Origin of the sequence: Streptomyces sp. NPDC045470 (assembly GCF_040646595.1) — a bacterium.
GTDB lineage: Bacteria > Actinomycetota > Actinomycetes > Streptomycetales > Streptomycetaceae > Streptomyces.
This window is the reverse complement of sequence record NZ_JBEZAN010000031.1, coordinates 49469-61794: the sequence shown is the minus strand read 5'-3', so window position 1 is coordinate 61794 and position 12326 is coordinate 49469. Positions and strand designations below refer to the sequence as shown.

Sequence of the window (12326 nt, the reverse complement as noted above, 5' to 3'; positions counted from 1 at the left end):
GTAGACGGCCACACTCCCGATTCCGGCGTCCCGGCACGCCCGGGCAACGCGGACAGCGATTTCGCCTCGGTTGGCGATGAGCACCTTGCGCACGATCGGTTCCTCCTTGGCGCTTCGCCGCAACAAATTAGGACGTCGCGAGTTTAGGGACTGGCGACACCGCGTGCCGACCCGTTCCCGGTAGTGAGCTTGCCCACACGGAGCGTGTGCCCGGTGCGGATACGGGACCGAAGTCCCCCGGTATCCCAGGGTAGGCCCGTATTCCGGGGGCGGTGGGGTGATCAAGATGTGGGCAAGGTCTCGCTTCCCGTCCGTTCACCGGAACCCCGTTTCTTTGTGGAGTCCCTACGAATGGGCGAAAGAATCTTTGCCCGCTGGTGTGTCCGGGTCCGGCCCGCGCCGCCCCGGGCGCGCCCGCTCGCGCCCCCAGGACCACACCGGCCGTCGCCCCCCTCCGGTTCGTTCCGCTTCCGAGCCCATACCCGGCTCCGGGGTCTTGTAGAGCCGGGGGTACTCAGGAGTAGCGTGCCCGGTGTTCTTTCGTACTCGCGGTAACAGCGCAACGCGTGACCGGGAAGTGGGTGGACGGGGTGGCGGCACGCAGACCGGTGGCGTGGGTGGCGGCGGTGGTGCTCGTCCTGGAGGCGCTCGGCGTCCTCTTCCTGAACTGGGTCCTGAGCATCGTGGTGGACAAGCAGCAGATGTCCATGGCGGGCGTCGACCCCGGCGCGATGTCCACCGGCGCCTGGGTGCTCGGCGCGGTCTTCGCGCTCCACCTGGTGTGCTGCGCCGTCCTCCTGGCCCGCATCGGCCTGCGCGACCGCCCGCCCGGCACACTCGGGCGCATCGCCCTCGTCGGCTGCGCCGTGGTCCACGCCGTCCTGGGCGCCTTCGCGGTCGGGCTGGTCGGCTGGACGGCGTTCGCGGTGCTGATGGCCGTCCTGGCGCTGCTGGTCCTGACACTGACGGCGTACGGCACGTCCTACACCGTCCCGACTGACATCTCGAACGACGAGGACACCGCCCCCGGCAGCCCTGCCACCCCGGCTACCACTCCGGCCCGCCCCACGAACTGACGGCCACCGCGTCCCCGACCGCCACCTTGCCCGGCCGCAGCACGGTGAACTTCGCGCCGAACACGACGCCGCCCGAGGCCGTGCGCCGGTGCCCGCCCAGCGCCCGCAGCGGCTCCGGACCGCTCCGGGCCCCGGACCCCTGATCGACGGTGGTGTCGGCACACCGCACGGCGGGTTCGGCGTACCCCAACTCGGCGCCATTCAGGGCGAGCCGGCGCGTCCGGCCCTCGGTGTGCGGCTCGTCCCCACCGTCGACCACGACGTTGGGCCCGAACCGGTCCACCGGCAGCGGCGCCGCACCTTGTCCCGTCAGCCGCTCACACAGCAGCTCCAGCGCCTCGGCCCCCGGTCGGCGATCGCCCGGTCCGGGCTGGTGCCGCCTCTCACCCCAGCGCCGCCACCTCCCGCCGCAGTGCCTCGGTCAGTGGGGCGCGCAGGCGGGCGAAGTCCTTCACCGGGAGGGCGGCCGAGACGGCGGTCAGGGTGGCGGGGGTGCCGGGGCCGCCGGGGCGTAGCGGTACGGGTACGGCGACGCAGGCCATGCCGGACGCGGCCTCCTCGCGTTCCACGGCGATCCCGTTCCGGCGGACCCGGCGCAGTTCCCGTTCCAGTCGCTCGGGGGCGGTGATGGTGCGCGCGGTCCGCGCCCGCATCCCGCCGGTGGCCAGGTACTGGCGCCGGGTGGCGGCGGGGAGGGAGGCGAGCAGGGCGCGGCCGTGTGCGGTGGCGTGTGCGGCGGTGTCCTGGCCGACCGTGAAGGCCGAGTCCGGTCCGGCGGCGCCGTCCAGTACGGCGATCTCGCCGTCCCGGTACGTGCTGAAGAAGACATCGGCGCCGGAGGAGCGGCGCAGCCGCAGCAGCACCTCGTGCACCCGCTCGTCGATCCGCAACTGCCGCTGGAAGGCCTGGTGCAGGGCCGGGACGCGGTAACCGAGGGTGTAGCCGGCGGCGGTACGGGCCAGGTGGCCGCGTTCGGTCAGTGAGCCCAGCAGGTCGTAGACCGTGGACAGTCCGCAGTCCAGTTGCCGGGCCAGCGCCTTCGCCGTCACCGGCTCCGCCGCCGCGGCGACCGCGTCGAGCAGGTCCAGGGCACGGTCGACGGACTGCGGCATGGCGGTCTCCCTCCGGGACGGGCGTGGGGTGCGGTGTGTGCGGTGCGCGCGCGGGTGGCGCGTGTGGACGGGCTTACCAGCCTCGCACAGCTTTGCCGGGGGCACGGAAGTACGCTGGGCGGTTCCCCTTCCTCCGCGGCCGGAAAGCGATTGCGCGAGAATGAGCGATGAGCCCCATGAGGAATGCGGAAAGTGGGGCGGTGGTGCGGCAGGGCGAGCGGGAAAGCGGCGAAGAAGCAGGGATGCAGGAAAGTACGGGTTCCGTGGCGAAGGGTGCGCAGCCCGCGGTATCGAAGGTGAGAACGATGGACCGGCGGGCCGAACTACGGGAATTCCTCCGATCGCGGCGGGCCCGGGTGCGCCCCGAGGACGCGGGCCTGCGGCCGGGCACCGGCTTCAGCGGGCGCCGCCGGGTGCCGGGCCTGCGCCGCGAGGAACTCGCCCAGCTCTCCGGGGTCAGCGTCGACTACTACGTACGCCTGGAGCAGGGCCGCGGCGGCCACGCCTCGGCCGAGGTGCTGGACGCCATCGCGCACGTCCTGCGGCTCGACGCACACGAGCGGGCGCACCTGTACGCGCTGGTGCGGGGCGAGGAGGGCCGCCACGACGACACCCGGCAGCCGGCCGCCGGGCAGGGCCAGGAGGTGCGGCCCGGCGTGCTGCGGCTGCTGCGGACGTTCGCGTACTCGCCCGCCTACGTGGTCGGCCGCCGCCAGGAGGTGCTGGCCTGGAACGAGCTGGCCCGCATCCTGATCGCCGACTTCCCGGCCCTGCCGCCCGAGGAGCGCAACCTCGCCCGCCTCACGTTCCTCGACCGGTCCGCGCGCCGGCGGTACGTCCACTGGCAGCAGAAGGCCGACGACACGGTGGCGTTCCTGCGGCTGGACACCGGACGGCACCCGGACGACCCGAAGCTGGCCGCGCTGATCGCCGAACTCACCGAGCACAGCGAGGACTTCCGCCGCCTGTGGTCCGACCACAACGTCCGCGACAAGACGTACGGCAGCAAGCCGCTGCACCACCCGCGCGCGGGCGCCCTGGACCTGTCCTTCGAGACGCTGCGGCTGCCGGACGAGCCGGACCAGGCCGTGGTGGTGTACCTGGCCGAGCCGGATTCGGCGGCCGACCGGGAGCTGCGCCGGCTGGTGGCGGAAGGCTGACCGGGCGGTTCGGGCGGTTCGGGCGGTCCGGGCGGTCCGGGCGGTCCGGGCGGGCTGGGTGGTTCGGGCGGTTCGGGTGGGCCGGAGCGTCGCGGGTCGGGCGGGCCGGGTCGGCCGGACCGTCCGGATTCCCGGGTGGCCGTGGCATTACCAGGAATGCGGTTCCCGGGAGAAAAGGGGCCTGGGCGTCCGCCGAATTCCGCGGCACCGTGACGGTGGTCACCGCGCGTGAATTCCCGGAATGCGCGGAGGCCGGATGCCGTTCAGTCAGAACGGTCGCCCTTCCGGCGATCACGGAACCAAGCTCACCAGGAGTTGTTGAATGCAGTGCTTCGACTGTGCGGAACTCGGCAGCGAGACCGCCGCGCTGGCCGTCTGCGCGGACTGCGGCGCGGCGGCCTGCGCCGCGCACGCCGCCGCCGTTCCGCGGACGGTCCACCGTACGGCGGGCCTGGGCCGCAGCACGGCCCACTCGGCGGGCCGCCGCCTGCTGTGCACGCACTGCCGGCACGCCGCGACAGCGGCGGCCTGACGCCGGGCGGCCGCGGGCGGGGAGGGCCGGTGACCCGCCCGGCCGGCGCTCAGGGCGCCGCGAGCCGTACGATCTCGCGCGGCCGGGACTCCCGCTCGTCGTAGGCGAGGTCGATCCCGGGCGCCGCCTGCACGGCGGCGAGGGACGCGGCCGACGCCTCCTCGGACTCCCACTCCACGATCGAGACCACCGCGTCCCCGTCCGCGGCCAGCCAGCAGTCCGCCGACAGGCACCCCGGGGTGCGCCGGAACTCCTCGGCGACGCGGCGCACGCGCGTGACGAACTCCGCGCGGTGCGCCGCGTGCGGGTAGTGGTGTGCCACCATGCCGACCTTCATGACGCTCTCCTTCACCTTGTCCCCGATCGAGGGGCGCGGGCCGCGCCCGCGCGGTCGCCGGGCCCGTACGGGAGCCCGAGCGCGCCGGCCGCGGCCCCGGCCACCAGCGACTCGTCGTACGGGGCCCGGCCGGACAGGGCGATCGACGTGCCCTCGACCGCGCCGACGAAGGCCAGCGCGAGGGTGCGGGGCGGCGGGCCGTCCGGCAGCGAGCCCGCCTCGCGGGCGGCGGTGACCAGGCCGGTGCAGCGCTCGACGAGCGCCCGGTAGCCCTTCTCGACCGCGCGCCCCACCGGGTGGTCCTGCCCGGCGAACTCCAGCCGCAGTGCCATCGCCACCCGGGCGATGTCCCGGCGGCAGTACACGGCGTGCCCGCGCGCCAGGGTGAGCAGCGCCGCGACCGGGTCCCGTTCCTGCTCGACGAGCCGGCCGACCTCCTGCCACCAGGTGTCCAGGACCCACTCGGTCACCGCCAGCGCCAGGTCCTGCTTGCCCGTGAACTGGTGGTAGAGCGCGCCGCGGGTGTACCCGGCGTCCTGGGCGACCTGTTCGAGCCGGAGGTTGCCGTAGCCGTAGCGGGACAGTCCCCGGGCGGCCGATTCCAGGAGCGCGGCACGGGTGCGCGCCCTGCGGTCGGCCTGGGTGGTGCGGGGCGGCTTGCCGGCCGGGCCGGTGGAGGGCCTGGCCGAGGCCGGTCCGGCGGGCTCCCGGCCGTCCGCCGCCCCCGCTCCACCCTTACGTACGTCCATGTATGTATGTTACGTGCGCCTGCGACGCCGCGGCAATGGCCGCGGCCGCCCCTGCGGGCCCTTACGCCCAGAGATCGGTGATCGCGACATCCAGATCGGCCAGCAGGCGCCGCAGCAGCGGCAGGGACAGGCCGATGACGTTGCCGGGGTCACCGTCGATGCCGTCGATGAACGGCGCCGACCGGCCGTCGAGCGTGAAGGCGCCCGCCACGTACAGGGGTTCGCCGGAGGCCACGTACGCGGCGATCTCCGCGTCGCTCGGCTCGCCGAAGTGGACGGTGGTGGACGCGGTGGCCGACACCTGACGGTCCCCGGCCGCCGTGTCGATCACGCAGTGGCCGGTCCGCAGGGCCCCGGAGCGGCCACGCATCGACTTCCAGCGGGCGGTCGCGTCCTCCGCGTCGGCGGGCTTGCCGAGCGCCCGGCCGTCCAGCTCCAGCACCGAGTCGCAGCCGATGACGAGGGCGCCGGCGGTCTCGGGCCGCGCGGCCACCGCGGCGGCCTTCGCCTCGGCGAGCACCCGGGCCAGCTCGGCGGGGGTGTCCGCGGTGATCGCGTCCTCGTCCACGCCGCTGACGACGACCTCTGGCGCGAGCCCGGCCTGGCGCAGCAGGCCGAGCCGGGCGGGGGACTGGGAGGCGAGGACGAGACGGCGGGCGGCAGGGCCGGGCTGAACGGTCATGCCCGCCATCGTACGGAGCGGGGCGGGCACCGTTCGGCGCCCGCCCCGCTCCGTACCTGCCGCCGCTCACTTGCCGAGCACGGCCTCCATCACCTTCTTGGCGATCGGACCGCCCAGCTTGCCACCGGCGATCTCCTTGCGCGGGATGTCCATGTCCGAGGGGTCGACGAAGACCGCGACGGCGACCGGCGAGCCGTTGCCCTGCTTGGCGTACGAGACGAACCAGGCGTACGGGCGTTCGTCGCGGACGTCCGCGCCGTGCTGGGCGGTACCGGTCTTGGCGCCGACCTTGACGCCGTCGATCAGCGCCTTCTTCGCCGTGCCGTTCTCCGCGGTGTTCTCCATCATCTGCTGCACCTTCTTGGCGGTGTCCTCGGAGACGGCCTGGTTCAGCTCCTTGGGCTCGAACTTCTCGATCGTCGACAGGTCGGGGCCGCGGGTCTCCTCGACCAGGTACGGCTGCATGACCTTGCCGTTGTTGGCGAGCCCGGCGACGACCATGGCCATCTGCAGCGGGGTGCTGGTCAGGCTGCCCTGGCCCATGCCGGTCAGCGCGGTCTGCGGCTTGTCCAGCTTCTCGGGGTAGCCGCTGGTGGCCGTACGGACCGGGGTGAAGAGCTTCTGGTTGAAGCCGAACTTCTCCGCCGTCTCCCGCATCTTGTCCTTGCCGAGCCGGTTCGCCGCCTCCAGGTAGGTGTTGTTGCAGGACCACTGCATACCGACCTTGAGGGACGCGTTCGCGCACGGCGCGGAGGCGATGTCGTTGCCGACCTTGGTGGCCGTGTTGGGCAGGGTGTACGGCACCGGGGCCTGCACCGGGGTGTCGATGTCCGGGACCACGCCGTGCTCCAGGGCCGCGGCCGCGGTGAGGATCTTGAACGTGGAGCCGGGCGGGTAGATCTCCAGGGACGCCCGGTTGTTCATCGGCTTGGACTTGTCCTTGATGAGGGCGGTGTACCGGTCGCCCTCCTTGAAGGAGCTGCCCGCGAAGACGGACGGGTCGTACGACGGCGTGCTCGCCATGGCGAGGATCTTGCCGGTGCCCGGTTCGAGGGCGACCACGGCGCCCTTGGCCTTGAGGTCGGTCAGGCTCTTGTACGCGGCCCGCTGCGCCTTCTCGCTGATGGTCGTCAGCACGTCGCCGCCGCGCGGCTTCTCCCCGGTCAGGATGTCCTTGGCGCGCTTGAGGAAGAGCTTGTCGTCCTTGCCGCTGAGGATGTCCTTGTAGACGCCCTCCAGGAACGTGCTGCCCTGCGACTGCGAGGCGTAGCCGGTGATGGGCGCGTACATCGGGCCCTCCTTGTAGACCCGCTTGTACTTGAAGTCGCCGGTCGTCTCGACCGAGCCGGTGATCGGCTTGCCGCCGACGATGATGTTGCCGCGCGGATAGGAGAACGCCTCGATCTTCACCCGGCGGTTGTTGTCGTCGTTCGCCAGCGAATCCGCCTGGACGAACTGGACCCAGGTGACACGCACCAGCAGCGCCAGCACCAGCACTCCGCAGAAGACGGCTATGTGTCTCAGCGGCCTGTTCATCGCTCTCCACTCCCCATGCCGTACGGCGCGGTGCCGCGCGGGACCAAGGCCGTAAGGGCGCCCGGATTGCGGCCTTCAGGGGTAAAGGATGTCCCAACTGGGGGTGGCGGTTGCAGGCGGGGTGTGTGAGCTGGTCCTCTTCGTCCGAATGTGCGAGACGGGTGCCCGGACCTGTCGCCGTGGAGACCGCCGGTGACCGCGGGCCGCGCGCCGACGCCGTGCCCCGCCCATGCCGGGCCCGACACCGTCCCCCGACGTCGCGTCGCGAAGACCGCCCGCGGCCCGGCCCCCGGATCTCTCAGGCCCCGCCGACCAGCATCACCATCAGCACGACCGCGGCGACGGCCAGCACGATGCCCATCCGGCGGAGCATCGCCTGCACCTGGCGCAACTCCTCGGGAGGCTCGTCGGGCGGATCGGACCACAGCATCCTTCGATCCTCCGCCGGGAACGCCGACGGCGCCTGAGTACGCGTACTCAAGCGCCGTCGGGCGGAAGGACTAGCGGAGGGACCAGTGGAGGAGGGGCCGGCGGCGGGGCCGGGCCACGGACGTCAGCGCGGCCAGTAGCTCGTACGCCAGGCCCGCGGGCCCGGGTGCGGCAGCCTGCGGTGCGGGACCGTGGATGCCGGGTCGGCCCATTCGTCCGTACGTTCCGTGCCGGGCGCGGCGGAGGCGGCGGCAGCGGCCGCCGCCGCGCGGGTGCGAACCACCGCCAGTGCGGCGGCCAGCTCCTCGGGTGTGGGGTTGCCCCGGACGACCTTGATCATGGTCAACCGACCTCCTGGCTCTGGCGGAATTGCGGCGAACGGCGGTCAGGGCCGCCGACGGGCACCGGCGGCCCTACAGCGGGATGTTGCCGTGCTTCTTCGGGGGCAGCGACTCGCGCTTGTTGCGCAGCGTGCGCAGCCCGCGGACGATGTGCCGACGGGTCTCCGAGGGCATGATCACCGCGTCGACGTAGCCGCGCTCGGCCGCCACGTACGGGTTGAGCAGCGCGTCCTCGTACTCCTGGATCAGCTCCTGGCGGCGGGCGTCCTGCGCGTCCTGGTCCTCGATCGCGGCGAGCGTGCGGCGGTGCAGGATGTTGACCGCGCCCTGCGCGCCCATGACCGCGATCTGCGCCGTCGGCCAGGCCAGGTTCAGGTCCGCGCCCAGGTGCTTGGAGCCCATGACGTCGTACGCGCCGCCGAACGCCTTGCGGGTGATCACGGTGATCAGCGGGACCGTCGCCTCCGCGTAGGCGTAGATCAGCTTGGCGCCGCGCCGGATGATGCCGTCCCATTCCTGGTCCGTACCCGGCAGGAAGCCCGGTACGTCCACGAACGTCAGCACCGGCACGTTGAACGCGTCACAGGTGCGCACGAACCGCGCGGCCTTCTCGCTCGCGTCGATGTCCAGCGTGCCCGCGAACTGCATCGGCTGGTTGGCGACGATGCCGACCGCGTGGCCCTCCACCCGGCCGAAGCCGGTGACCATGTTCGGCGCGAAGAGCGCCTGCGTCTCCAGGAACTCGCCGTCGTCGAGGACGTGCTCGATGGCGGTGTGCATGTCGTACGGCTGGTTCGCCGAGTCCGGGATCAGCGTGTCCAGCTCGCGGTCGTACTCCGAGGTCTCCAGGTCCGCCTCCTCGGGGAAGGCGGGCGGCTCGGAGAGGTTGTTGGACGGCAGGTAGGACAGCAGCGCCTTGACGTACTCGATGGCGTCCTTCTCGTCGCCCGCCATGTGGTGCGCGACGCCCGAGGTGCTGTTGTGCGTCCGCGCGCCGCCCAGCTCTTCGAAGCCCACGTCCTCGCCGGTGACGGTCTTGATGACGTCGGGGCCGGTGATGAACATGTGCGAGGTCTGGTCGACCATGACCGTGAAGTCGGTGATGGCGGGGGAGTAGACCGCGCCGCCCGCGCACGGGCCGACGATCAGCGAGATCTGCGGGATCACGCCGGAGGCGTGCACATTGCGGCGGAAGATCTCCGCGAACAGGCCGAGGGCCGCGACCCCCTCCTGGATACGGGCGCCGCCGCCGTCGTTGATGCCGACGACCGGGCAGCCGTTCTTCAGGGCGAAGTCCATCACCTTGACGATCTTCTCGCCGTAGACCTCGCCCAGCGAACCGCCGAAGATGGTGAAGTCCTGCGAGTACACGCAGACCGTGCGCCCGTCGACGGTGCCGTAACCGGTCACCACGCCGTCGCCGTACGGCCGGTTCTTCTCCAGCCCGAAGTTGGTCGAACGGTGCCGCGCGAACTCGTCCAGCTCGACGAACGAGCCCTCGTCGAGGAGCAGCTCCACGCGCTCACGCGCCGTCAGCTTGCCCTTCGCGTGCTGCTTTTCCACCGCCCGCGCGGACCCGGCGTGGGTGGCCTCCTCGATCCTGCGCTGGAGATCGGCCAGTTTGCCCGCGGTCGTGGTGATGTGTGCTTCCGGCTCGGACATCGGGATGCGGCTCCTGCTCGTCCTGGACTGGTGCTCGTACGAGGGTGGTACGGGGGTTGAACGGGATGGGCTACCGCTTCGTAGCGTATCGGCGGGACTGCTCAGGGGCACTGCGTCGTTGACCACACCTAGGCTGGGGCCATGACGTCTCAACCACCGGAAAACCAGGACAAAGACCGCTCGGGCGGCGGCGACGGCGACGCGGCGCGCACCGGCTCGGGCCCGGAGGCGGGCTCCGGCGGGCGCTGGTCCGACCTGGACCGGCCGCCGCTGAACGGGACGGCGCTACGGCGCGCCCTGCTGCGTCCCGGCGCGCTCTGGACCGGCCTCGACGTCGTGCCGGCGACCGGCTCGACCAACACCGACCTCGCCGCGCGCGCCGCCGGAGGGCTGGCCGAGGGAGCCGTCCTCGTCGCCGAGGAGCAGTCGGCCGCGCGCGGCCGACTGGACCGCAGGTGGTCGGCGCCGCCGCGCTCCGGCCTCTTCTTCTCCTTCTACCTCACCCCGCGGGTCCCTCCGGAGCGCTGGGGCTGGCTGCCGCTGCTCGCCGGGGTGGCGACCGCCAGCGCGGTGGCCCGCGTCACGGCCGTGGACACCGCCCTGAAGTGGCCCAACGACCTGCTGGTGACCGTCGGTGACGAGGAGCGCAAGGCCGGCGGCATCCTCGCGGAACGCGCCGGCGACGGCGTGGTCATCGGCATCGGCCTCAACGTCACGCTGCGCGCCGAGGAGCTGCCCGTACCCGGTGCCGGCTCGCTCGCGCTGGCCGGCGCCAAGGTGACCGACCGGGACCCGGTGCTGCGGGCCGTACTGCGGTCGGTCGAGGACTGGTACGGGCAGTGGACCGCGGCGGACGGCGACGCGGCGGCCTGCCGCCTCCAGGACGCGTACGCGGCCGGATGCGCCACGCTCGGCCGCTCGGTGCGCGCCGAACTGCCCGGCGACCGGGCCCTGCTCGGTGAGGCGGTGGCCATCGACGGTGACGGGCGGCTGGTGCTCGCCACGGAGGAGGGCATGCAGCAGCCGGTCGCCGCGGGGGACATCGTGCACCTACGGCCGGCGGCGCAGGAGTAGGGGGCGGACGGCGGGGCGGCGCTGAGCGGGGTGGCGCCGCCCTGGCCGGATGCTGCCCCGGCTCGTGTCGTGGCCCGGCCTTGACCGGCCCTTCGGCTCGTGTCGTGGCCCGCTCGGTCTCCGTCCAACTGCCGTCCAACCGGCGGGGCGGAATGCCGGGGACTTTCGTACGGTGGCCGGGCCAAGGGCTCCGAACGCGCGGCCGATCCGCTTCCCGTCCGCATCGCGATCAAAAATGATCAGATCCTGGTCAAGAAACCTCGGGAGCAATCGCACTTATGTGCCGATCGGGGCGATAGCGACGAGGTGTGAGAGTGAGCCAGAGCACACCTGCCGTATCGTTGAGGCCGTCCGCCGTGGAGCGGGCGAACGAGCGAGAAGTGATCGGAAGGGCAGTGCGCAGGGAACGGACAGGGAGCGAGCGGTGACCGCCGACGACTCGGGCGCCGGCCCGCGCGAAGCGGACATCGCCCCTCGTGAGACGGGGGCCGCTCCACGTGAGGGGGACTCGGCGCCTGCGGACGGCACGGCGGGCGCCGACAGTACGGGCGACGGCGCGGCGCGCGCCGACAGCGCGGGTGACGGTCCCGACGACGACACCATCGCCATCCGCCTGGAACAACTGATCCTCGGCTCCGACCGCCGCTACACCCCCTTCCAGGCGGCCCGCAGCGCCGGCGTCTCCATGGAACTGGCGTCCCGCTTCTGGCGCGCCATGGGCTTCGCGGACATCGGCCAGGTCAAGGCGCTCACCGAGGCCGACGTGCTGGCGCTGCGCCGGCTGGCGGGCCTGGTGGAGGCCGGCCTGCTCAGCGAGGCGATGGCGGTGCAGGTGGCGCGCTCGACCGGGCAGACCACGGCCCGCCTCGCCGACTGGCAGATCGACTCCTTCCTGGAAGGGCTGACCGAGCCGCAGGACTCCGGCCTGACCCGTACGGAGATCACCTACCCTCTCGTCGAACTGCTCCTGCCCGAACTGGAGGAGTTCCTCGTCTACGTCTGGCGCCGCCAGCTCGCCGCCGCGACCGGCCGCGTCGTGCAGGCCCAGGACGACGCGGAGATGGTCGACCGGCGCCTCGCGGTGGGCTTCGCCGACCTCGTCGGCTTCACCCGCCTGACCCGCCGCCTGGAGGAGGAGGAACTGGGCGAGCTGGTCGAGGCGTTCGAGACCACCGCCGCCGACCTGGTCGCCGCGCACGGCGGCCGGCTCATCAAGACGCTCGGCGACGAGGTCCTGTTCGCCGCCGACGACGCGGGCACGGCAGCCGAGATCGGGCTCCGCCTCATCGAGACCATGGCCAACGACGAGACCATGCCGGAGCTGCGCGTCGGCATCGCGTTCGGCACGGTCACGACGCGGATGGGCGACGTCTTCGGTACGACCGTGAACCTGGCCAGCCGCCTCACGTCGATAGCGCCGAAGGACACGGTGCTGGTGGACGAGGCGTTCGCGGAGGAGCTGGGACGCACGGGAGAGGCGCCCGTCTCCGAGGCCGACGCGAAGGCCGCCGCCGCGGCGGCCGAGGACGGGGCCGGGCCGCTGCCCGAGTACCGCTTCGCGCTCCAGCCGATGTGGCAGCGGCCGGTGCGGGGGCTGGGCGTCGTCGAGCCCTGGCTCCTCAGCCGCCGCGGCTGA

The 12326-nt window shown here is 72.7% G+C and carries 15 protein-coding genes; 5 read left to right on the top strand and 10 right to left on the bottom strand.

Annotated elements, in window-relative coordinates; genetic code table 11:
• Positions 1–93: biotin carboxylase N-terminal domain-containing protein (locus AB0A97_RS39550; RefSeq protein WP_351219746.1), on the bottom strand; the 93-nt coding region annotated here is incomplete at its 3' end.
• A gap of 473 nt (positions 94–566) precedes the next feature.
• Here AB0A97_RS39550 and AB0A97_RS39545 point away from each other — a divergent pair.
• Positions 567–1076: a hypothetical protein gene (locus tag AB0A97_RS39545; protein ID WP_361160280.1), complete on the top strand. Its 510-nt coding sequence runs from the start codon at positions 567–569 to the stop codon at positions 1074–1076.
• On the opposite strand, the gene AB0A97_RS39540 is transcribed toward AB0A97_RS39545, so the two are convergent.
• Both AB0A97_RS39540 and AB0A97_RS39535 read right to left on the bottom strand, forming a co-directional pair.
• On the bottom strand, positions 1048–1401 hold the full coding sequence (locus tag AB0A97_RS39540) for an MOSC domain-containing protein (RefSeq protein WP_361160283.1): 354 nt from the start codon (positions 1399–1401) through the stop codon (positions 1048–1050). The two genes, AB0A97_RS39545 and AB0A97_RS39540, sit on opposite strands and share 29 nt — an antisense overlap.
• A gap of 58 nt (positions 1402–1459) precedes the next feature.
• Positions 1460–2188 (bottom strand): IclR family transcriptional regulator C-terminal domain-containing protein, encoded by a 729-nt coding sequence (locus tag AB0A97_RS39535; protein WP_361160277.1) that lies wholly within the window; start codon positions 2186–2188, stop codon positions 1460–1462.
• A gap of 305 nt (positions 2189–2493) precedes the next feature.
• Here AB0A97_RS39535 and AB0A97_RS39530 point away from each other — a divergent pair, with 305 nt between their 5' ends.
• Both AB0A97_RS39530 and AB0A97_RS39525 read left to right on the top strand, forming a co-directional pair.
• Entirely contained in the window at positions 2494–3348 is an 855-nt protein-coding gene (locus AB0A97_RS39530; RefSeq protein WP_361160274.1) for a helix-turn-helix transcriptional regulator, read from the top strand.
• A 322-nt stretch (positions 3349–3670) separates the two neighbouring features.
• On the top strand, positions 3671–3880 hold the full coding sequence (locus tag AB0A97_RS39525) for a DUF2180 family protein (RefSeq protein WP_361160271.1): 210 nt from the start codon (positions 3671–3673) through the stop codon (positions 3878–3880).
• Positions 3881–3929: 49 nt separating this feature from the next.
• Here the strand turns inward: AB0A97_RS39525 and AB0A97_RS39520 are convergent, their stop codons facing one another.
• The 7 genes from AB0A97_RS39520 to AB0A97_RS39490 all read right to left on the bottom strand — a co-directional run bounded on the left by AB0A97_RS39520 (position 3930) and on the right by AB0A97_RS39490 (position 9616).
• Positions 3930–4217 (bottom strand): antibiotic biosynthesis monooxygenase, encoded by a 288-nt coding sequence (locus tag AB0A97_RS39520; protein WP_361160269.1) that lies wholly within the window; start codon positions 4215–4217, stop codon positions 3930–3932.
• An 11-nt stretch (positions 4218–4228) separates the two neighbouring features.
• Entirely contained in the window at positions 4229–4966 is a 738-nt protein-coding gene (locus AB0A97_RS39515; protein ID WP_361160266.1) for a TetR/AcrR family transcriptional regulator, read from the bottom strand.
• A 61-nt stretch (positions 4967–5027) separates the two neighbouring features.
• Positions 5028–5648 (bottom strand): nucleoside triphosphate pyrophosphatase, encoded by a 621-nt coding sequence (locus AB0A97_RS39510; protein ID WP_361160263.1) that lies wholly within the window; start codon positions 5646–5648, stop codon positions 5028–5030.
• 66 nt (positions 5649–5714) lie between these two features.
• On the bottom strand, positions 5715–7184 hold the full coding sequence (locus AB0A97_RS39505) for a penicillin-binding protein 2 (RefSeq protein ID WP_361160260.1): 1470 nt from the start codon (positions 7182–7184) through the stop codon (positions 5715–5717).
• Positions 7185–7482: 298 nt separating this feature from the next.
• Entirely contained in the window at positions 7483–7614 is a 132-nt protein-coding gene (locus AB0A97_RS39500; protein WP_003981923.1) for a hypothetical protein, read from the bottom strand.
• 123 nt (positions 7615–7737) lie between these two features.
• Positions 7738–7953 (bottom strand): acyl-CoA carboxylase subunit epsilon, encoded by a 216-nt coding sequence (locus AB0A97_RS39495; RefSeq protein WP_361160257.1) that lies wholly within the window; start codon positions 7951–7953, stop codon positions 7738–7740.
• A 73-nt stretch (positions 7954–8026) separates the two neighbouring features.
• The gene (locus AB0A97_RS39490) at positions 8027–9616 is read right to left on the bottom strand and encodes an acyl-CoA carboxylase subunit beta (RefSeq protein WP_361160254.1); all 1590 of its coding nucleotides are present in this window, start codon (positions 9614–9616) and stop codon (positions 8027–8029) included.
• 141 nt (positions 9617–9757) lie between these two features.
• Between AB0A97_RS39490 and AB0A97_RS39485 the strand changes: the two genes are divergently transcribed.
• Both AB0A97_RS39485 and AB0A97_RS39480 read left to right on the top strand, forming a co-directional pair.
• Positions 9758–10690 (top strand): biotin--[acetyl-CoA-carboxylase] ligase, encoded by a 933-nt coding sequence (locus tag AB0A97_RS39485; protein WP_361160251.1) that lies wholly within the window; start codon positions 9758–9760, stop codon positions 10688–10690.
• Positions 10691–11114: 424 nt separating this feature from the next.
• Positions 11115–12326, top strand: coding sequence for an adenylate/guanylate cyclase domain-containing protein (locus tag AB0A97_RS39480; RefSeq protein WP_361160248.1), 1212 nt, complete (start codon positions 11115–11117; stop codon positions 12324–12326).